15 protein-coding genes are annotated in these 20,720 nt (G+C 54.7%); 3 read left to right on the forward strand and 12 right to left on the reverse strand.

Annotated features, from left to right (window positions below; genetic code table 11):
• Positions 1-12 precede the first annotated feature (12 nt).
• Genes wzc through M2433_RS10960 form a run of 3 tightly spaced genes read right to left on the reverse strand, consistent with a single transcriptional unit; the run spans position 13 to position 3,764 of the window.
• Positions 13-2,175 carry a tyrosine-protein kinase Wzc gene (wzc, locus tag M2433_RS10950; protein ID WP_429054401.1) on the reverse strand — a complete coding sequence of 721 codons (2,163 nt, stop codon included), beginning with the start codon at positions 2,173-2,175 and terminating at the stop codon, positions 13-15.
• Between the two features lie 2 nt (positions 2,176-2,177).
• A complete protein-coding gene (gene wzb / locus M2433_RS10955) occupies positions 2,178-2,621 on the reverse strand; it encodes a low molecular weight protein-tyrosine-phosphatase Wzb (RefSeq protein WP_047346496.1) in 444 nt (147 codons plus the stop codon).
• A 6-nt stretch (positions 2,622-2,627) separates the two neighbouring features.
• Complete coding sequence (locus tag M2433_RS10960) at positions 2,628-3,764, reverse strand: polysaccharide export protein (protein ID WP_042719349.1); 1,137 nt, start codon at positions 3,762-3,764, stop codon at positions 2,628-2,630.
• A 692-nt stretch (positions 3,765-4,456) separates the two neighbouring features.
• Here M2433_RS10960 and M2433_RS10965 point away from each other — a divergent pair.
• Complete coding sequence (locus M2433_RS10965; RefSeq protein ID WP_429054399.1) at positions 4,457-6,040, forward strand: TerC family protein; 1,584 nt, start codon at positions 4,457-4,459, stop codon at positions 6,038-6,040.
• Positions 6,041-6,130: 90 nt separating this feature from the next.
• On the opposite strand, the gene asmA is transcribed toward M2433_RS10965, so the two are convergent.
• The 3 genes from asmA to udk all read right to left on the reverse strand — a co-directional run bounded on the left by asmA (position 6,131) and on the right by udk (position 9,318).
• Positions 6,131-7,981, reverse strand: a complete 1,851-nt coding sequence (asmA, locus tag M2433_RS10970) for an outer membrane assembly protein AsmA (protein WP_429054397.1) — start codon at positions 7,979-7,981, stop codon at positions 6,131-6,133.
• Positions 7,982-8,003: 22 nt separating this feature from the next.
• A complete protein-coding gene (gene dcd, locus M2433_RS10975) occupies positions 8,004-8,585 on the reverse strand; it encodes a dCTP deaminase (protein ID WP_047346799.1) in 582 nt (193 codons plus the stop codon).
• A 91-nt stretch (positions 8,586-8,676) separates the two neighbouring features.
• Positions 8,677-9,318, reverse strand: a complete 642-nt coding sequence (udk, locus tag M2433_RS10980) for a uridine kinase (RefSeq protein WP_008500855.1) — start codon at positions 9,316-9,318, stop codon at positions 8,677-8,679.
• A gap of 343 nt (positions 9,319-9,661) precedes the next feature.
• Between udk and M2433_RS10985 the strand changes: the two genes are divergently transcribed.
• Positions 9,662-12,991 (forward strand): diguanylate cyclase, encoded by a 3,330-nt coding sequence (locus M2433_RS10985; protein WP_429054394.1) that lies wholly within the window; start codon positions 9,662-9,664, stop codon positions 12,989-12,991.
• Here M2433_RS10985 and alkA read toward each other — a convergent pair.
• Positions 12,956-13,828: a DNA-3-methyladenine glycosylase 2 gene (gene alkA, locus M2433_RS10990; RefSeq protein WP_429054392.1), complete on the reverse strand. Its 873-nt coding sequence runs from the start codon at positions 13,826-13,828 to the stop codon at positions 12,956-12,958. The two genes, M2433_RS10985 and alkA, sit on opposite strands and share 36 nt — an antisense overlap.
• 130 nt (positions 13,829-13,958) lie before the next feature.
• On the opposite strand from alkA, the gene yegD reads away from it, so the two are divergent.
• Entirely contained in the window at positions 13,959-15,311 is a 1,353-nt protein-coding gene (gene yegD, locus M2433_RS10995) for a molecular chaperone (protein ID WP_429054390.1), read from the forward strand.
• 40 nt (positions 15,312-15,351) lie between these two features.
• Here yegD and M2433_RS11000 read toward each other — a convergent pair whose 3' ends face one another.
• The 5 genes from M2433_RS11000 to M2433_RS11020 all read right to left on the reverse strand — a co-directional run bounded on the left by M2433_RS11000 (position 15,352) and on the right by M2433_RS11020 (position 20,718).
• Positions 15,352-16,821, reverse strand: a complete 1,470-nt coding sequence (locus M2433_RS11000; RefSeq protein WP_429054388.1) for an EAL domain-containing protein — start codon at positions 16,819-16,821, stop codon at positions 15,352-15,354.
• A gap of 325 nt (positions 16,822-17,146) precedes the next feature.
• The gene (locus tag M2433_RS11005) at positions 17,147-17,620 is read right to left on the reverse strand and encodes a hypothetical protein (RefSeq protein WP_429054387.1); all 474 of its coding nucleotides are present in this window, start codon (positions 17,618-17,620) and stop codon (positions 17,147-17,149) included.
• Positions 17,595-18,326 (reverse strand): winged helix-turn-helix domain-containing protein, encoded by a 732-nt coding sequence (locus M2433_RS11010; RefSeq protein WP_429054385.1) that lies wholly within the window; start codon positions 18,324-18,326, stop codon positions 17,595-17,597. Before M2433_RS11010 ends, M2433_RS11005 begins: the two co-directional genes overlap by 26 nt.
• 101 nt (positions 18,327-18,427) lie before the next feature.
• Positions 18,428-19,108, reverse strand: coding sequence for a fimbrial biogenesis chaperone (locus M2433_RS11015; RefSeq protein WP_429054383.1), 681 nt, complete (start codon positions 19,106-19,108; stop codon positions 18,428-18,430).
• Positions 19,105-20,718, reverse strand: a complete 1,614-nt coding sequence (locus tag M2433_RS11020; RefSeq protein WP_429054381.1) for a fimbrial protein — start codon at positions 20,716-20,718, stop codon at positions 19,105-19,107. Before M2433_RS11020 ends, M2433_RS11015 begins: the two co-directional genes overlap by 4 nt.
• Positions 20,719-20,720: the final 2 nt, after the last annotated feature.

Genomic DNA, 20,720 nt, shown 5'->3' on the forward strand with positions numbered 1-20,720 from the left:
TGTATGTTTTTTTTATTTACTGTCAGATTTATATTCGTATTCGTAATACCCGTAATCCTGGTATCCGGTGGCGCGGCGGAAGATGGAGTTCAGAATCACCCCTTTCACCTCAATACCGTTCTGCTCGAAGCGGCTCAGGCTGGTTTCCACTTCCTTCAGCGTGTTCACCGCGTAGCGCGCCACCATCAGGGTGGTACCCGCCAGGCGACCCACAACGGCAGCGTCGGTTACGGCCAGAATTGGCGGCGTATCGATCAGCACCAGGTCGTAGTTCTTGCTCGCCCACTCCACCAGTTCGGTAAAGCGTTCGCTCATCAGCAGTTCGGACGGGTTAGGCGGCACCTGGCCGCGCGGGATCAGGTCAAATTTCGGCACCGTAGTCGGTTTCGCGCTCTGGCTGATTTCACCTTTGCCGAGGAGGATCTCCGACAGACCGTTGACGTTGTTGGTGCCCAGCAGCTCGTGGGTGTAGCCCTTACGCATGTCGCAGTCGATCAGCAGCACGCGCTTGTTGGTCTGGCTGACCACCGCCGCCAGGTTGGCACAGACGAAGGTTTTACCGATTGACGGGCTAACGCCGGTCATCATCAGGACGTTGTTTTTGGCCTGCATCATGGCGAAGTGCAGACTGGTACGCAGGCTGCGTATCGCTTCAATCGCCAGGTCGGTTGGGTTACCCACCGCCAGCAGCTGGCTCTGTTTGTAACGCTTAACGCCTTTGATGGTTTTGACGCTGTCGCGGGATTTTTGCCATTCAGACAGCGGGATGCTGGCGTAAACGTTGATGCCGTTCTCTTCCAGCGCCTGCGGGCTTTCGATTCCGCGGTTGAACAGCGAACGCAGCAGCACGCCCACGATGGAGAGCATCAGGCCGAGAATAATGCTGCCGAGAATAATCAGCGCTTTCTTCGGCTTCAGCACGCCAGGCTGGGTAATGGCCGGGTCGACGATACGCACGTCACCGACGGTACTGGCTTCGGTGATTTTCAACTCCTGCTGTTTGTTCAGCAGCTGCATATAAACCTGCTGCCCGGACTCCACGTCGCGGGTCAGACGCACGATTTCCTGCTGCGTTTTCGGCATCGCGGTCACGCGGTCATTGAGCTTCGCCTTTTCCTCTTCCAGCGTACGGCGTTTTTCCAGCAGCGTGCGGTAGGCCGGGTGACGTTTGGTATAAAGCTTGGAAATCTCCGCCTCTTTGAAGGTCAGCTCGTTGAGCTGCGCGTCAATGTTGACCATCGAATCAAGGACCGATTTCGCCTCAAGCGGCAGGTCGACGGAATCTTTATCCTGACGATAGGCGTTCAGCTTGTTCTCGGCGTCATCCAGATGAGCGCGAACGTCCGGGAGCTGCTTCGCGAGGAAGGCCAGGCTCTTCGCCGCTTCGGCCGACTTACGCTCGACGTTCTGCTCAAGGTAGTTGCGGGTAATGCTGTTCAGGATGTCGCGGATTTGATCCTTATCTTCACCGGTAAAGGTCATGCTCAGCACGCCGGTGTCCTTACCGTTTTCAGTAACGGTGAGGTTGTTTTGCAGATTGTTGATCATCCCCAGCGTGGAGAATTTAGTGACGGTGAATTCGCCGCCCTCGTGGGTGTTGATCGCGCTGACCATCATGCTGACGCCGTCTTTGGTAAGCATCTGCCCGACTTCACCGCGCGCGCTAAAGCCCGCGTCGCTGGTCAGCTGGTACTGTTTCGGGCCAAGTACCGTCAGGGTAAAGGTCTGATCGGCGGTCCCTTTCGGCAGCACGAAGTCAGTGACTTTCACCGTGTCGTTGTTGCGGCCCATCAGCCGATCCCAGCCGGCACCAAAGATCGGGAAGGTATTTTTGGTGACGGAGATATCGAGCCCGAGGTCATGAACCGTTTTACCCAGCACCAGTCGTGACTGGATGAGCTGAATTTCAGCGTCGGAGGCCGGCGGCTTGTTCGCCAGCGCAGAGCCAATATCCTGCACCAGCGAGTTCCCGGTGTTCTGCTCGATCTGCACCAGCGCGTCGGCGCTGTAGATAGGGGTGGCGAACAGCGTGTAGACGACGGCCGCAGCGGCAAATACGGCGGTAATACCCAGTACCCACCACTTTGCCTCTACAACCGTGCCGACCAGGCGCCCAATATCAATTTCATCACTGCCCGAAGTCGGGGCGGCAGAAGGTCTTGTTTTTTCTGTCATTGTTATCCCTGCTGAGCTTTCAGTGCCTGCGCCCACTGTTGGGCAGACTGGTCAAGTAAGGTGTAAACCGCCTCGAAGGCCTCATGGCTTTTGCGATACGGATCGGGGATTTCGCGCTCATTGTCCCAGTGACCAAACAGCATCACCTTGCCGCGCATCTCCGGTGCGATATCGCATAGCGCATGAATATGGCGTTTTTCCATCGCCAGGATCAGGTCATACTCCCGGCACATGCGGCCGGTGACCTGGCGGGCAACGTGCCCGTCAAGAGAGAGGTTATGATCCCGCGCCACGCTCGTCGCACGCTCGTCGGCCCCTTTGCCAACCAGTGCGCCAAGCCCAGCGGAGTCGACCGTTAACTCAGGCTGGTACTGCTTCAGCAGCCGCTCAGCCGTGGGGGAACGGCAGATGTTCCCCACGCATACCACCAGAATTTTGTTAAACATCGCGGATTACCAGGTATGAATGTCGCGCGCCGTATCCGTCATGTAGCGAACGCCACTGATGGTTGGCAGCAACTGGTTGATCAGGCGGTTCCAGCGGGCGACCGGCGCGGTGGTGACGTACACCACATCGTATGGCTGGAGGCGGAACTCCGTTGCCATCACCAGCGACGTCGCATCGGACATATCCAGCTGATAAATGTTGGCAATCTTGCCTTTCGTACCCTCCCCCTTAAGCGGACGGATAACGAAGATACCGCTGGCGTTCGACGAGGTCAGGTCGATGCCTTCCGCGTTGCCCAGCGCTTCGGTCAGGGTCATACCGCTGAAGTCCATTTTGAGGGTGCTCTGTTTCTTCACTTCACCCATCACGAAGACTTTCAGATCGTCATTGCGCGGTACGTAGAGAATGTCGCCCGGATACAGCAGGCGGTTCTGAGTCAGATCGCCGTTTTGCATCAGCGCCTGTAGCGAAATGCGCTGCTCTTTGCCTTCGTGGGTCAGCACGACGTTGCGCCAGTCGGCGCCGTCGGTTAAGCCGCCCGCGGCGTTAATGGCGTCCAGCACGGTCAGGGGAACGTTGGTGATGGCCTGCTGGCCCGATTTGTTCACCTGGCCGGAGATATAGGCTTTTTGCGAGCGGAATGCGGCGATATTAACGTCCACCTGCGGGTCGGCGATGTACTGCGCTAAGCGGCCGGTAATATCACTACGGATCTCGGCAAGCGTTTTCCCGGCTACATGGACTTTACCAATGTAGGGATAGAACATGGTGCCATCTGACTGCACCCAGTTACCGGTGTCGCTTGAGCTGCGGTACTGGCCCGCAGGCGTGGTCAGTTCAGGGTGGTCCCAGACGGTCACGTTAATCACGTCACCCGGCCCCACGCGATACTGATAGGAGGCAATTTCCTGGTCCAGCGACATATTCGGCTGAGCAACATTCGGACGTGGACGTAATTGTTCGACCAGACGTGGCGTAAGTGGATAAACATTCACCATTTTGTCGAGATCAAAATCGGCATCCTGTTGCTTGATCACATCCTTACCCATTGTTGACATATTGCTGCCGGGAAAGACCGTGCAACCACTCATCAAGGTCACAGACACCAATAATGGCATCAATTTCATTTTGGATTTCATCATTGATTATTTATCACTTTGGCAGAGTAATTATCCTGTGCAATTTAAATAAGCTCGAGTCGTATTGGGTTTCAGCATGCAGTTAATCAATAAGAAATATAACTGGCATCAGTCCTAAAAAAAGCTTATTCATCCATTGGCTATTGACAGAATAATCGAGGCTCATTCACACGCTTTCAGGCACGCTACCGCCCTTGGCTTTCAGTTACCAATCCACTGACTAAACAATGTGTTATGGATAGACACCCTCTTAAGCAAGGTCTTCTGGAAATATATCAGCCGCTTGAGATACCCGGCGGATAATGAATAACCATCCCTGAAGACCGAACAATAATAGCAACACCGAGATTTAACATTTGATGCTGGGAGAATTGTTGCAGCTAACCTAATAGCAGGCAAGGAGACAACTGTCCTAATATCGGTTTTTAAGATTAATATTAAGAGCAAATTTTTGACCTTTTAGGATTTTCTTTATATTGACAAAAAGAGAGCAAAAACCATTAACTGCGATATATCCTAAAATGATATTCCTGTAATTAAATATACGTATTCCCCTTATTTACAGCGTCATCAGATTGCTCTCTTTTTAGCGTTTCGTATTAAGAGAAATCTCAGCCCGGCATTGCAATTTCTCCCGGCTTTATCCATGATCGAAGTGTGACATTCGTCATATAACAGAAGGTATTGCTATTACTATGGAATGGATTGCCGATCCCTCAATCTGGGCCGGGCTGGTAACGCTGGTCGTCATCGAGTTAGTGCTCGGGATTGATAATCTGGTCTTTATCGCCATCCTCGCTGAAAAACTGCCCCCTTCCCAGCGCGACCGCGCGCGCGTGACGGGTCTGCTGCTGGCGATGGTGATGCGCTTACTGCTGCTGGCCTCTATCTCCTGGCTGGTCACGCTCACTCAGCCCCTGTTCTCCCTTCACGGGCTGAGCTTTAGCGCCCGTGATCTGATCATGCTCTTCGGCGGGTTGTTCCTGCTGTTCAAAGCCACCGTCGAGCTGAACGAGCGGCTCGAAGGCAAAGACAGCGAAAACCCGACCCAGCGCCGCGGGGCGAAATTCTGGCCGGTGGTGGCGCAAATTGTGGTGCTGGATGCGGTCTTCTCTCTGGATTCGGTGATCACCGCCGTCGGGATGGTGGACCATCTTGCGGTGATGATGGCGGCGGTGATTATCGCCATCACCCTGATGGTGATGGCCAGCAAGGCGCTGACACGGTTTGTGAACAGTCACCCGACCATCGTTATACTCTGTCTGAGCTTCCTGCTGATGATTGGCTTTAGCCTGGTGGCCGACGGCTTTGGGTTCCATATTCCGAAAGGCTACCTCTACGCCGCCATCGGTTTCTCCGTCATGATTGAGGCGCTTAACCAGCTGGCGATATTTAACCGCCGCCGCTTCCTTTCCGCAAATCAGACCCTGCGCCAGCGCACGGCCGACACGGTCATGCGCCTGTTAAGCGGCAAGAAAGAGGATGCGGAGCTGGACGCTGAAACCTCCTCCATGCTGGCCGATCACAGCGACGGGCAGATCTTTAACCCGCAGGAGCGGCTGATGATTGAGCGGGTGCTCAACCTTAATCAGCGCACGGTCAGCAGCATCATGACGTCGCGCCATGACATTGAGCATATCGACCTGACGGCCCCGGAAGCGCAAATCCGCGCCCTGCTGGATAAAAACCAGCACACCCGCGTGGTGGTCACCGGCGGCGAAGAGGAAGAGGAGCTGCTGGGCGTGGTCCACGTCATCGACCTGCTGCAACAGCAGCTGCACGGCGAGACGCTCAATCTCCGCGCCCTGGTCCGCCAGCCGCTGGTTTTCCCGGAGGGGCTACCGCTGCTTTCGGCCCTTGAGCAATTCCGTAACGCGCGCACGCACTTTGCCTTTGTGGTGGATGAGTTTGGGTCGGTTGAAGGGCTGGTCACGCTCAGCGACGTGATGGAAACCATCGCCGGTAATTTACCCAATGAGGTTGATGAGATTGATGCCCGCCATGACATCCAGAAAAACGCAGACGGCTCGTGGACGGCCAACGGCCATATGCCGCTTGAAGACCTGGTGCAGTATGTGCCGCTGCCGCTGGATGAAAAACGGGACTATCACACCATTGCTGGCCTGCTGATGGAGTATTTGCAGCGTATTCCGCAGCCGGGGGAAGAGGTTCAGGTGGGCGACTATCTGCTGAAAACATTGCAGATTGAAAACCATCGCGTGCAGAAGGTTCAGCTCATCCCGCTGCAGGACGAGGAAGAACTGGATTTTGAGGTGTAAAAAAGCCGGGTGACGCTTCGCTTACCCGGCCTACGGTGTCTGGCTTTTGTAGGCCGGGTAAGGCAAAGCCGTCACCCGGCACAACACGCATCACAGCTTATCGAGCAGCTTTTTCACATCCTTCCCGGTCTGGGAATCTTTATTACGATCCGCCCAGCTGTTAAGCCGACGTTTGGCTTCATCCTGCAGATGCTTACGCAGGATCTGATCCACCTGAAGGCTGTAATTCAGCGCCTGCCATTTGCCATAAACGCGCAGCGGGATCGGCGTCTCTTTCAGGAAGTCGATGAGCGAGCTTTCGCCCTGCCAGCCGGAAAGCACCCGGACATTAAAGCGCGTGTCCGCCGTCTCTTTCACCAGATCCATCGAGCCATCGCCCGTCAGCGAGAGCATGGAAGAGGTTCCCTGCATGTCGGCAAGCGCAAGCAGTCCGTTATCCAGCGTCAGGTCTGTGGTGAAGCTGTCGAGGCGCGTGGCGCTGTCGTAGTTCTCCTGGGCTTTCACGTCGCTGCTGCGCTCCACCGCCTGCTGCACCAGCTGCTGGAAGTTAAGCCCTTCCATACGTGAGTCTTTTAAGTCGATATGCGCCTGCCCCTGCCACTCGCGGCGGAAGGCATCGGCATCAATTTTTGTGCCCGAGAAGTCACCCGCCAGCGTCAGCTGCCCCGTCAGGGATATCGGGTAGTTAAACGCCTTCAGGATGGTACCGATCTCAACGTTGTCGAGACGCGGCTGGAATTCGGCGCTGGCAACGTCTTTACGGACATCCAGCGTGCCGGGCAGGGAGAGGTGCCCTGCCCCCATCTTGCCGCTCAGCTCGGAGATCACCAGCAAACCGTTATGGTTAAACATCTGGCTGCTCACGTCGGTAAAATCAATGCCGCGCCAGCGCAGGCTATTGGCTTTCAGCAGAACATCCGCCGTGAATCCGCGCAGGGCGTTATAGTCAGGCTGATCGAGATTCGACGAGATAACCGGACGTGATATCGGTGCCTGGCTTTGCCCCGTTTGCACGGCATCGCCGTCCGTTGCGCCTGCTGGCAGAGGCGGCAGCAGGTTTTCCAGATTGAGCTTGTCGAACTGCAGGTTCAGCACCCACTTCGGTTTCTCTTCGAGCGAGACGCTTGCCTGCCCCTTCAGAGTGCTGTCATTTGCCTGCAGGTTGAGATTATCCAGCTCCAGCTGCTTTTGCTCTTCGCGCCACACGGCCTGCAACGTCCCCTGCCCGGTAATCCCCTGGGTAGGGAGATCGGCGCCCGTAAGCTGCCAGTTAAGCTGCTGAACGTCGGCGGTGAGCTGATGCGGATAGTCTGCGGCGTTGACGCTGGCATTCAGCGACAGGGTGAGATCGCGCTGATCGCGGGTCACGCGCCCGCTAAAGTCCACCGTGGCAAGATGGTGAGCGTCCTGTTCCATCTGCAGGTTAATGTTGCGAACGGTAACCTGCTCCTCATCTTCATGCTGGAAAACCAGCACGCTGTCGGCGACTTTCAGCTTGCCAATATCAAAGGACCAGCCTGTATCAGACGGTTCATCAGGCAGGGTATTTTCATGCGGCGCAACCGGCGCATTCGCATCACGCACGGCTTCGGTTTGCGGGGTGAGCTGAATGACCGCATCTTTCAGCATCACCTGTTTAACCTGCAGCTGATGAGAGAAGAGCGGGATCAGCGCCACATCAAGGCGCATATTGTCTGCGGAAACCAGCGGCTGGGAAGCCCCCGGCGCCGTGAGCGACATGCGGCCAGAGAGAATGCTGAGCTGCGGCCAGACGTGCCAGCGCAGCGATCCATCAAGCTTCAGTTGATAACCGCTACGTGCTTCGACCTGCCGCACCATGTAAGCGCGGAAATCGTTAGGGTTAACCAGCAGAACCAACGCCGAAAGGCCAGCAACCAGCACCACCAGCAAAATCATCAGCGTTGTCAGAACTCTTCTCATGGCATCCTCAATGGACTAACGATCAGTCTTTATCAATACGGCTGGCAACCGCACCCTGCTGGTCGCGATATTTTGCGTCCTGCCGGCGGTTATAAGGCCTGTCTGCCGGGCCTGACAGCGGCTCAAAGCTTAACGCACCAATCATCATGCCGGGACGCAGCGCCAGAGGCAGTTTACCGGCATTGAAGAATTCCAGCACGATACGCCCCGACCAGCCTGGATCGATACGGTGCGCGGTTACGTGAACCATCAGCCCCAGTCGCGCCAGAGAAGAACGGCCATCAAGCCAGCCGACCAAGTCCGAAGGCAGAGTGACGGATTCATACGTCACCGCCAGCGCCAGCTCCCCCGGATGCAGATAAAAAGCGTCGCCTTCATCGATAACGATTTCGTCACTCATCACGCGATCGAGCGCGGCGCTGACTTCGTCCTTCGGCCCGCTGAGGTCAATAAACGGTGCGGTATGGCCGCTAAAGGTGCGGAATTTATTCCCCAACCGTACATCAACGGTCACCCCATTGATACGTTCCACGGGGGGACGCGGGGTAATAGACAAACGGCCTTCATCCAGCCAGGCTTCAATATCGCGATCGCAAAGACGCACGGCACTTTCTCCTTTCATGCATCATACCCTGAGGCGGTAAGCGCTCAGGGTAAAACCAGGTTATCTCTGAACGGTACACAATTCACGCGGCTTATTCAAAAAACTGGCTGATTTTCGCTTTTAAGATATCAATGGCGATGCGGTTTTTGCCGCCGCGCGGCACGATGATATCGGCGTATTGTTTGGAGGGTTCAATAAACTGCAGGAACATCGGGCGGACCGTTTTCTGGTATTGCGCCATGACGGAGTCCATCGAACGGCCGCGTTCATTAACGTCACGCTTGATGCGGCGCATCAGGCAGATATCCAGCGGGGTATCGACGAAAATCGAGAAGTTCATGGACTCGCGCAGACGGGCATCGGTCAGCAGCAGGATACCTTCAAGGATAATGACCTTTTTCGGCTCGATGCGGATCGTTTCCTGGGTGCGGGTGTGTTCTACGTAGCTGTAAACGGGCAGTTCAATCGCCTGGCCGCTCTTAAGTGCTTCTAAATGCTGGAACAGCAAACTGTGATCCATCGCATTGGGATGGTCATAGTTGGTTTTGACGCGTTCTTCCATCGACAGATGGGATTGATCTTTGTAATAGCTGTCTTCGGGAATGACGCCGATATGCTCATCACCTACTTGTTCACGCAGTTCGCGATAAAGCGTACTGGCAATTAGACTTTTACCTGAAGCCGATGCGCCGGCGATGCCTATAATGACGCACTGATGAGACTTATCAGTCATAAATTTAGCGACCTGATTAACCTGGATGTTAAGGAAGGACGACGCCGGAGCGTCAAACGCGGCAATTATAGGGATTTCGCGGGCGTGATACCAGTCGAATGCACAGGTTCTGCGAGACTGGCCGAAAAGTGGCGCATTACTCCCTGAGTGAAATTTAAATGAACGTTTTTTCAGCGTTTACCCTTTTTTTCTCGCGGAGTAACTATTTAATAAGTCTATGGTGTCAAATTCTGAGCAGTCGCCATATGAATTGTAAATTGTTTGTACTAGCATAAACCAAATTATCAAATTCACGCGTTCGAACATCTTCCCTGACGGCATGGCGTCTCTGGATAAAGCGGTAATGAATAAACAATACCAGCGGGTTTTGGTTACCACCCCACATCCTTTATTACGACTTGTCTGTCTGGGCCTGGTCACCTTTATCTTTACCTTATTTTCGCTGGAACTTACCCGCTTCGGCACGCTGCTGGCCCCGCTCTGGTTTCCCACCGCCATTATGATGGTGGCGTTTTACCGCCATGCCGGAAAAATGTGGCCGGGCATTGCCCTGGCCTGTTCGTTCGGCAATATTCTGGCCTCGTGGATGCTGTTTTCGTGGGGATCGATAAGCCTCATCTACCCTTCAATCAACGTGATTGAGGCCGTTATCGGCGCGGTGTTCCTGCGCAAATTACTTCCGTGGTACAACCCGCTGCAGAACCTGAATGACTGGATCCGCGTAGCCATCGGCAGCGCGCTGGTTCCACCGCTGGTGGGCGGCATTCTTGTTACTCTGGTGGCGCCCGGCCCTGAGACGCTGCGTAATTTCTTCGTGTGGGTGCTGTCAGAGGCCATTGGCGCGCTGGCGCTGGTGCCATTGGGCCTGCTGTTTAAACCGCATTATCTGCTGCGCCACCGTGACCCGCGACTGCTGCTGGAAACGCTAACTACGCTTGCCGTCACGTTAGTCCTTAGCTGGGCCGCCATCACCTGGCTGCCGTGGCCCTTTACCTGCGTTATCGTTCTGCTGATGTGGAGCGCCGTGCGCCTGCCGCGGATGGAAGCGTTCATGGTGTTTCTGGTCACCGTGATGGTCGTCTCGCTGATGATTGCCCGCAATCCGGTGGCGCTGACAACCCAGCACGCCGGGGCAATGCTGAACGCGCCGTGGCTGCCGTTCCTGATGCTGCTCCTGCCGGCCAACGTTATGACCATGGTGATGTATGCCTTCCGCGCCGAACGCAAACACATCACCGAAAGCGAGGAGCGTTTTCGTAATGCGATGGAGTATTCCGCCATCGGCATGGCGCTGGTCAGCATCGAGGGCAAATGGCTGCAGGCCAACAAGGCGCTGTGCAATTTCCTCGGCTACAGCCAGACGGAGCTTCAGTCGCTGACCTTCCAGCAGCTCACCTGGCCGGAAGATCTCCATACCGACCTGGAACAGCTGGAACAGCTGGTCAACGGCGAGATCAATACCTACACCCTCGAAAAGCGCTATTACACCCGCAATGGGGAAGTGGTCTGGGCGCTGCTGGCCGTCTCCGTGGTGCGGCATGCCGACGGCTCGCCGCTCTATTTTATCGCCCAGATTGAAGATATTAACGACCTGAAGCAGACCGAGTGGGTCAATAAGCGCCTGATGGAGCGCATTACGCTTGCTAACGAAGCGGGCGGGATCGGCATCTGGGAGTGGGATCTGGAGCCAGACGTTATTAGCTGGGATAAGCGGATGTTTGAGCTGTATGAAATTCCGCCGCACATCAAGCCCACCTGGCAGCTCTGGCATGAAACGATGCTGCCGGAAGATCGCGCCCACGCGGAGCAGGTCCTGCGGGACTCGCTGATTTCCCGCCTGCCGTTTAAGCTCGAGTTCCGCATCCGCGTGAAGGAAGGCGTGCGCCATATTCGCTCCCTGGCGAACCGGGTGCTGAATAAGCAGGGTGAAGTTGAACGACTGCTCGGGATCAACATGGATATGACCGAGGTGAAGCAGCTCAACGAGGCCCTCTTCCAGGAAAAAGAGCGTCTGCACATCACCCTCGACTCCATCGGTGAAGCGGTGCTGTGTACCGATATCAACATGAATGTCACCTTTATGAACCCGGTCGCCGAGAAAATGAGCGGCTGGCTGCAGGCCGAGGCAATTGGCCAGCCGATTCTGACGGTGTTACACATCACCTTCGGTGAAAAAGGGCCGCTGATGGAGAATATTCACAGCGGCGATATGTCCCGTTCCGATATCGATCAGGACGTGGTCCTGAACTGCCGCACCGGCGGAAACTTCGATATCCATTACAGCATTACACCGCTCAGCACCCTGGATGGACAGAGTATTGGCTCCGTTATCGTGATTCAGGACGTCACCGAGTCGCGCAAAATGCTGCGCCAGCTGAGCTACAGCGCCTCCCACGATGCCCTGACCCACCTCGCCAACCGGGTCAGCTTCGAAAGCCATCTCAAGCGGCTCCTGCAGACCGTTCGCGAAACGCGCCAGCGTCACGCCCTGGTCTTTATCGACCTCGATCGCTTTAAGGCCGTCAACGATACGGCAGGCCATGCCGCCGGCGATGCGCTGCTGCGGGAACTCTCTTCCTTAATGCTGACCATGCTTCGTTCCAGCGACGTGCTGGCGCGCCTGGGCGGGGACGAATTCGGGTTACTGTTGCCGGACTGCAATATTGAAAGCGCACGCTATATCGCCAACCGCCTGATCCAGACCATCAATGACTACCATTTTATGTGGGAAGGCCGTCTGCACCGGATCGGCGCCAGCGCCGGGATCACGCTGATAGATGAAAATAACCATCAGGCGTCGGAGATCATGTCGCAGGCGGACATTGCCTGTTATGCCTCGAAAAACGGCGGACGCGGCATGGTGACGGTTTACGAACCCCAGCAGGAGCGGGATCGCAGCACGCGCAGCATGATGTCGCTTGACGAGCAGTGGCACATGATTAAAGACAATCACCTGATGATGATTGCCCGCAGCGTTGCCTCCCCACGCATTCCGGAAAGCAGTAATTTCTGGCTGATTTCATTACGCCTGTGGACCAGCCAGGGCGAAGTTCAGGAAGAGCACGCCTTCCGCTCGGGCCTGGCGGAGCCTGAGCTTTTTCACGCCCTCGACAGACGTATCTTTAGCGAGTTTTTCCGCGCCTCTGCGGCACAGATCGCCAGTAAAGGTATGGGTATCGCGCTTCCGCTTTCTGAGGCCGGTTTAGCCAGCGTGACGCTGGTCGATGAACTTCTCGACCTGCTGGATAAAAGCCCGATGCCGGGCCGTCTCCTGCACCTGGTTATCTCTGCCGACGTGGTGTGCAATCCGGACAAGAACCTGCAGCGGGGTCTGCAAAAGCTTCGCCAGGCGGGCTGTCGCATTATCTTCAGCCAGGTGGGCCGCGACATGAACGTCTTTACCCACCTGAGCGCGAATATGGCCGACTATCTGATGCTGGACGCGGAAGTGGTGACCAATGTTTATGGTAATCTGATGGATGAAATGATGGTCACCATTGTTCAGGGCCATGCCCAGCGTCTGGGCATGAAGACCATAGCCGGCCCCTGCAATCAGCCCATCATGATGGATACGCTCTCCGGCATCGGTATTGATTTTATCTTTGGCGACACCATCGCTGAGCCGCAGCCGCTGGATTTACTTCTTAATACCAGCTATTTCGCCATCAACTGACGGCGCCCAGCCGTCGGTATACCAGATGTGCAGCAGCGCGTAAGAGCGCCAGGGCTGCCAGCGTTCGGCGTAGCGGCGAATTTGCGCGGGCGTCATCCCGGCGAAGCGCTGCTTAATCAGATAATCATCCGGCAGAAACACATCTTTCGCCTGCCAGCCGCGCAGGGCCAGGTAGTTTGCCGTCCAGCGGCCAATTCCCGGCCTCTGCTGTAGCGCCTTCATCCCCTCCTCAATATTTGCGGGCGGGAAAAGCGGAAACGTCCCGTCGATGACCGACTGCGCCAGATGAATCAACGACTCTGCGCGCTTTACCGGCATGCCCAGCGCTTTCAGCGCCAGCGGGTCCGCTGCCGCCAGCGCCTCCGGCGTGGGAAAGCAGAGATAGCCTGGGCAATCTGTCACGGGTTCACCGCACAGCGCCACCACGCGCGACGCCAGCTTCGCCGCCATCGCCACGCTCACCAGCTGTCCGAGAATCGCCCGGACGCCCTGCTCGTACGCGTCCATCGCCCCCGGCAAGCGCAAGCCCGGCCGGGCAGCGCCGAGGTCGCCCAGCGTCTCCGCTATATGCTGCGGGTTGCAGGCGAGATCGAACAGCCGCGCGATGCGCTCAAGACACGCCTGCGCAACCGGGATCAACCCCGGGCTGAGCGTCACGCTCAGCGTATGTGTTGCGTCATCCGGCGTAACGCGAAAGATCCCCTGATGTCCTTCGCAGGCAAAACTGCGCTCATAGTAGTCGCTCGTGACGGTTTCAATGCCCGCCACCGCACGCGCGCCAAGAAAGCCAAACATCCACTGCCAGTCATAGGGGGGAAGCCAGGTGAGGGTATACATCGTTGCTCCTTTTTTATTGTTATCAGCATAAACGGAAAGACCTTGTATTGCCTTGCTTTCATATTCCTGTTGTCGCCATGCAGACATTTCGTTAAAGTCTCGCCCCTTCTCACCGGCATGGGGATTCATCGTGTTTATTGGATTTGACTACGGTACGGCAAACTGCTCGGTTGCGATTATGCAAAACGGGCAACCACAGCTCCTGAAAATGGAAAAAGAGAGCACGCTGCTGCCGTCAATGCTCTGCGCGCCCACCCGCGAAGCGGTCAGCGAATGGCTGTTCCGCCACCATCAGGTTCCGGCTTCGGCGGCGGAAACCCAGGCGCTTTTACGCCGTGCGGTCAGCTTCAACCGCGAGGAAGATATCGACGTTACGCCGTCGAGCGTGCAGTTCGGCCTCTCGTCGCTCGGGCACTACATTGAAGATCCTGAAGAGGTCTACTTCGTTAAGTCGCCAAAGTCCTTCCTCGGCGCCAGCGGCCTGAAGCCTCAGCAGGTGGCGATGTTTGAAGACCTGGTGTGCGCGATGATGCTGCATATCCGCAATCAGGCGCAGACCCAGGTATCAGATACGATTACCCAGGCGGTGATTGGTCGACCCATCAACTTCCAGGGGCTGGGCGGCGATGAGGCCAACCAGCAGGCGCAGGGGATCCTGGAGCGCGCGGCGCACCGCGCGGGCTTCCGCGACGTGGTATTCCAGTACGAGCCGGTTGCGGCGGGGCTGGATTTTGAAGCCACGCTGTCGGAAGAGAAGCGCGTGCTGGTCGTCGACATCGGCGGGGGCACCACCGACTGCTCGCTGCTGCTGATGGGGCCGCAGTGGCATAACCGGCGCGACCGCGAAAACAGCCTGCTGGGGCACAGCGGCTGCCGCGTAGGCGGTAACGATCTCGATATCGCGCTGGCCTTTAAGAGCCTGATGCCGCTGCTGGGCATGGGCGGGCAAACGGAAAAAGGGATCGCTCTGCCGATCCTGCCATGGTGGAACGCCATCGCCATCAACGACGTGCCGGCGCAGAGCGATTTCTACAGCACCGCTAACGGCCGCTTCCTTAACGATCTGGTGCGCGATGCCCAGGACGCCGATAAGGTCGCCCTGCTGTATAAAGTGTGGCGTCAGCGCCTCAGCTACCGCGTGGTGCGCACTGCGGAAGAGAGTAAAATCGCCCTCTCCGATCGCGCTGAACATGCGGTGTCCTTGCCGTTTATCAGCGACGAACTGGCCACGGCGATTTCACAGGAGGGGCTGGAGACGGCGCTCGCTCAGCCGCTGCAGCGCATCCTGGAACAGGTGCAGCTGGCGCTGGAGAACGGCAAAGAGAAGCCTGACGTGATTTACCTGACCGGGGGAAGCGCCCGTTCGCCGCTGATCAAAAAAGCGCTGGCGGAACAGCTGCCGGGAATACCTATTGCGGGCGGCGATGACTTTGGCTCCGTCACCGCGGGCCTGGCGCGCTGGGCGCAGGTGATGTTTAGTTAAAACGACGCTCGCCCCGTACTATGATACGGGGCGAGCGGATTCAGGGTGCGGTAAGGCGCGGATTAACCTGATTTTCCTGCCCTGGAGACTTCTTTTTCCTGACGGGCCTCTCGATATTTTCACACCGCTTCATAAAGCCTTTGAACTCCGCCAGCGCCACCGGGGGCATAAAAAAGTACCCCTGCTGGTAGTCGACCTGGTTATCCACAAGCCAGTCGCGCTGGTAGTCATATTCCACCCCCTCAGCCACGGTTTGCAGCCCGAGAATAGCGGCAAGGTTTATTATCGACTCCAGCATCGGCAGCGGCTGCTCATGCGCGTGGATGCCGTTGATAAAGGTCTTGTCGATTTTAATCACATCGAGTTCAAGCTCGTTCAGATAACAAAGATTCGCATACCCCGTGCCAAAATCATCCAGCGCAAACAGCACCCCGCGATTGCGAAGGGAGCGGATCAGCTCTTTTATTGCCGGAGTGACCACCAGCGTCTGGTTTTCGGTTATTTCGATCATCAGCTTTATCGGCAACGATTCCGTTAACTCTAAAAAATTAAGGCACTCCCAGTAAAAGACGGGATTGCTCAGGCTTGAAGGGCTTACGTTAAAGGCGACAAAAAAGGACTGTCCATGCCAGTGAATGCCGTGATTTAAATCGCAGGCTACCTTATTCATTAAATAGCTGGTTAGCTCATTAATAAGCCCGCTTTTTTCCGCCAGCGGAATAAACTCACGCTGGGAGATGGCGTAATTATGACCCAGCGGCCAGCGCGCCAGCACCTCTACCCCGCTCAGTTCACCATTGCTGTCGACGATAGGCTGATAATACGGAATAATTTCCTCATTTTTCAGCGCCAGGCTCAATCGATCGGCCTCGGTATTATCACAGACATAGCGCGGCGGCTTTTCATTTCCATTGACTCTCTCTGCCAGCAGGCCGTTACGGGAAAGAAAAATAATGGACTCGTTGAAATTATCAAATTCCAGACGATGGGTTATTTTATCCCGATAACGATAAAGTGATTTTACCGCCAGCGAGTTCGCCCGGCAAAACTCCTCCTGGCCGGTACGGGTGAATGAGGCATTAAGCATTTCCTGTTCAAAATTGCTCAGGCGAAATTCATCCACAAAGCCTATTCTGGCGGGCGCACCGTTTTCAGTATTCGCCATCAAAATCTGCTTCAGCGAATCAATGACGGCATCAGCGTCCAGTTTGGCATCGATAAACTCCGCGTATTCAAAGCCTCGGTTAATACATTTATTTTCACTCAACTTAATCACCACGCTGTTGATATTGATAAACTGACTGCTGTTTCTTTGCAGCCACCTTTTAACCAGACCAAATGGCATTCGGCTATCAATAATTAACAGGCAGTTTTTGTACTGGGGCGCGGAGATATCAGCATCGTTGATATAGGTTCCGGTATCCACCAGTATCAGATTAGGCAAAAATGACCTAATCCCTGAGAAAAGATAAATGTCATAACTAAGCAGGAAGACCTTTTTTGTGTTCATCATCATCACCATCATGGTTTTAATTGCAAAGGCTACCCCTCCCTCAAATAGAGAGAACATTCACAATTGATTCGGTTTCCAACGACATACATGTCAGATAATTAATATTATCATTGCAATGCTAAAGAAATTTTTTATATCCCCCGGACTACGGCTGCGATCAGAGTTAAAATGATAAGAATATTCCTATCACCGGAACAGGGAATTTTCTTAGCTGCGGCAAGTACAAACAAATGCCCTTACATTCACAACAAGACAAACTAAAACTTCAAAAATACATCAACTCACAGATAAAAATCACTGTAAGGCATTGTAAAGCAGAGAATCACTTCGCACGACAGACCATCAGCGTGCGGCGCAAATCCCTGATACCATACACATTGTTGTCGATATGGATGACCTTGTAATAAAACAGCTTCTGTTTTGACATCAGCAGATCCGTTATCGCGTCGGGCAAATCGTCATTATCATTTTTGACTATTGCCAGACGCTCCGTACGCAGATATCCGTCGCTGTCCTTCCCTAAAAAATGCAGCGACGTTGTCCGATTCACGGCGTACTGTTTATCATTTACCTCCAGTACGCCCACCTGCGACAGCATCCCGTCTTTTTCCGAGGAGATCCTGAATACCTGGAGAACCTCTCCCTTTATTTTTATCCCGTTTTTTTGCGTATCCAGTTCGATATGATATTTAGAGGTACAGACCAGCGCCGCCGGGATTTCCCCGCGGTCAAGTACAATGAAAAACAGAGCGGCCAGCGCAGCTATGATGCTAATAAAAATAATTTTGGCACTCATACGCCACCTTTTTTTCGTCCATCAAACAAATACTAAAAAAATGTTCTTTCAGTTTATTGCTCTTAGACAGGCTGTTATCGTCATAAAATATGATGGCTTTCTTCGTGCCGTTACAAATGGTGCTAAACCCTTTCCATCTTTGCGAATGCAGAAACTTAAAAATTTTCTCGGAAGAATTATCATCCGTCGTATACACCTCGCAGGCCCCGGTATTTGAAACATGCACCACGCCGTCGTTATTGCGAAACATGACGGTGAGAAAAATGCCTGCACCGCCCAGTAAAACCAGAGAAAAAACAAACCAGACTAAAAGTTTTTTATTCCACGGGAAGGTCAACGCAGGATTGCCAGGCGCTACGTCTTTCTCAGTTGAACCCAATTCTTCTTTGCGGTTATCACTAACCTGCGCCTGAAAAATAAACCCTTCTCGCGGAATGGTGATAATTACGTCATCAACGCCCAGCGAAGACAATGCCTTACGTAAAAGACTAATGCTTTTATTAAGACTATGGCCGGATGGATTCATCCCATACTTGGCCCAGACTTCTTCGATGATCAGTTCCCTGCTTAATTGCCGGGCATTATTTACAATAAAAAAATCCAGTAACCTTGCCACCGAAGCGGAAAGGACAAGCTGTTGATTTTGTAGGCTCAATTCTCGTTTCGTTGAGTCGTACAAAACCCGACCATTAATTATCTTTCTCATCCAGACTAACTCTTATATTTTTCTTTCATTATGCAAGCAACCTATACAGAGTATATTTACCTTATACAGGTTAGCAATATAAGAATATTTTTATTTAGATTTTATGAGCCAGGTTTAAAACACGCGTTGCCAACAGGGATATACTTGTGCAAAGCGACAATGAATTTTTTATTTTGATTTTTTAACCCGCTGCTGCGATACGTTTCTCCGGGGAGGACGTAACGGATAGCGGCCTCATCATCCGTTGAATTACACCCCTGCTGCACAATGATTTTAAAAAAAGTGTTCCCGGTATTTCTAAGCACCCCGGCCTGCTCATCCAGGGTATAGCGCAGGTCGATCTTTCTCGGGCGTACTACCAATATCGTATCCAGGGCGATAGCCGGTATCGCTTCGCTTCTTTTCCCCCCGTTGCGCTCAGGAAACATCGTGACGGGCAGCTCGGTGAACTGCACACGGTAATAGCGCTCCTTATCATCCTGCGGGCCGCGGTAGAAAATCTTAAAAAACTCCCCGGCATCCGGTGCCAGCGAGAACGTCAGCGGCGCAAAGATCAGCTCCCCTTCTTCTATATCCTGGCGTTTCTCTCCGCCCGGCCCGGGCCTATCAATTTTCACCGCAGAAATGCGATACACATTCTGCTTTTTGCTGTCGTTAAAAATGCGTTTGCTTATGAAGGACTTGTCCGCAGGCATCTCATAAATCGTGGAATCGAGATACAGGGCGTGCGCCGAAAAGCTCAGCAGCGCCGCACTAATGATTGCCGCATACCAGCGCTTCATTTGGTGACGCCCAGCCAGTTCGCGGTGACTTTGATTTCGCCGCTGGCGCTGACCACGCCTTCCCAGTCGGAGCCTGCAACCGTCAGCGCCGAGCGGGAGTCATTCATCGGGAACAGCAGCGATAAGCCTGTGCTGAAGTAGCTCCCGTCGTCGGTGTTATTTGCATCCCACGGCGTTTGCTGCCACAGCGCATCGTTGAGGCTGATGGGCGCGTCGCCGCAGCTATTGCGCACCTGCGTCACGCTGCCCGACTGGTTGCTGTACTGAAGATACGCCGGGATCGGCACGCTGATCCCGCCCTGCGCGGAGGTAAACAGGCAGTACGGCGTATTGTTAATGGTCGTGGTGTCCCCCGTGACCTGGGCGGTAATACTGTCCGCCTGACGCGGGCCGGAAACGGTGACGACATAGTCCATGCCTATCGGGGTATCATCGCCGATGGTGCCGCTGCCGCTTGCCGACGTGGTGTTATTCGACGAGACAATGCTGATTCCATACTCCTTAGGAATAATGTTCAACTGCAACGATGGCGTGAACTCGTAATGCCCCGACTCCGGCGTTAAGGCATTGCGGAAGGCAAAGGTAAAAGGCTGGCTGTTGGTAATGCTGTAGCCCGCGTCGACAAGGTTCTTAAGAAACGTCTTCGACAAAAAGAGATAGACGTAGTGGCCGTCCGTTGAGAAGACATTGTAATAGGCCGTCGTCGCGCTGAAGTTATACCAGTTCGAGCCGTTGCCGGAATAACGTACCGTTGACGCCGCCGGGGTAAAGCCCAGCGCGGCAGAATCGATATAGGCCCTGAAGGTGAGCGAGGCGGTCAGGTTCGCGGTCTGCTCAAGGCTGTAGCTGACCATTTTGCAGATCACGCCGCTTACGCTTCCGACAACCCCCAGCTCGCAGGCGCCGGAGTCATTGGTAATGCTCGGCGTCCCGTCGCTGGCGATCCACAGCTCCTGGAAAGCGCTGGTAGATTCCAGCGCCAGATGGCCGCGCTTGGTTAAGGTGTAATTCACGTAGTTCCAGCGCCCGGTACTTTGATCCTTACAGCGCTCCCCCCCCGCGTAATCATAGTTAACCGAGGTATAGCAGCGGTTAAAGACGTAAGTTTCGCTGCTGCCGGTCGGCATCGCGCGGAAATATTCGTAGGCCGAATCGCTCAGCGACGCAAAGCCGTACGCCCCGCCCACCACGCCCGCGACCGATCCGACCTGAGCGTGGTAGAAACCGCTGCTGTCTCGGCCCTGACCGGAGATATAGCCGGACGTTGGGCATTGCGTACCGCTGTAACAGCGGATGCCGTTAAACGGCCCGTCAATCGGCGAATTATCGATCCACATATCCTGATAGTTATTCGCCGGCGCCGTCCAACCCACGTAGCCGAGATAGCCGAGGCTCACCTGCGAGGTGCCGTATTTCACCCAGGTATTGGATCCGCTAAAGCGAGGATCGAGAGCGGAGGGGGTAATGAAATACTCACCGTCCACGGCGTTTTCAATAAACAGAAAGTTATTGCTGACCGAGCCGGACGATGATGCGGTCAACGCTTTCGCCGCCAGCGGCGTCAATGCACCCGCAACGAGTAACGGAAGAATAAGGTTAACATTTTTCATAG

It is taken from the genome of Enterobacter sp. AC1, assembly GCF_050434705.1.
GTDB lineage: Bacteria > Pseudomonadota > Gammaproteobacteria > Enterobacterales > Enterobacteriaceae > Enterobacter > Enterobacter cloacae_L.

What these genes read in the sequence shown, in the direction of transcription:
- M2433_RS11010 (WP_429054385.1), bottom strand. Translation starts at nt 18,326, where the DNA reads ATGAGAAAGATAATTAATGGTCGGGTTTTGTACGACTCAACGAAACGA.
- M2433_RS10965 (WP_429054399.1), top strand. Translation starts at nt 4,457, where the DNA reads ATGGAATGGATTGCCGATCCCTCAATCTGGGCCGGGCTGGTAACGCTG.
- udk (WP_008500855.1), bottom strand. Translation starts at nt 9,318, where the DNA reads ATGACTGATAAGTCTCATCAGTGCGTCATTATAGGCATCGCCGGCGCA.
- wzb (WP_047346496.1), bottom strand. Translation starts at nt 2,621, where the DNA reads ATGTTTAACAAAATTCTGGTGGTATGCGTGGGGAACATCTGCCGTTCC.
- M2433_RS10960 (WP_042719349.1), bottom strand. Translation starts at nt 3,764, where the DNA reads ATGATGAAATCCAAAATGAAATTGATGCCATTATTGGTGTCTGTGACC.
- M2433_RS11000 (WP_429054388.1), bottom strand. Translation starts at nt 16,821, where the DNA reads ATGAACACAAAAAAGGTCTTCCTGCTTAGTTATGACATTTATCTTTTC.
- wzc (WP_429054401.1), bottom strand. Translation starts at nt 2,175, where the DNA reads ATGACAGAAAAAACAAGACCTTCTGCCGCCCCGACTTCGGGCAGTGAT.
- M2433_RS11015 (WP_429054383.1), bottom strand. Translation starts at nt 19,108, where the DNA reads ATGAAGCGCTGGTATGCGGCAATCATTAGTGCGGCGCTGCTGAGCTTT.
- asmA (WP_429054397.1), bottom strand. Translation starts at nt 7,981, where the DNA reads ATGAGAAGAGTTCTGACAACGCTGATGATTTTGCTGGTGGTGCTGGTT.
- M2433_RS11020 (WP_429054381.1), bottom strand. Translation starts at nt 20,718, where the DNA reads ATGAAAAATGTTAACCTTATTCTTCCGTTACTCGTTGCGGGTGCATTG.
- M2433_RS11005 (WP_429054387.1), bottom strand. Translation starts at nt 17,620, where the DNA reads ATGAGTGCCAAAATTATTTTTATTAGCATCATAGCTGCGCTGGCCGCT.
- alkA (WP_429054392.1), bottom strand. Translation starts at nt 13,828, where the DNA reads ATGTATACCCTCACCTGGCTTCCCCCCTATGACTGGCAGTGGATGTTT.
- M2433_RS10985 (WP_429054394.1), top strand. Translation starts at nt 9,662, where the DNA reads ATGAATAAACAATACCAGCGGGTTTTGGTTACCACCCCACATCCTTTA.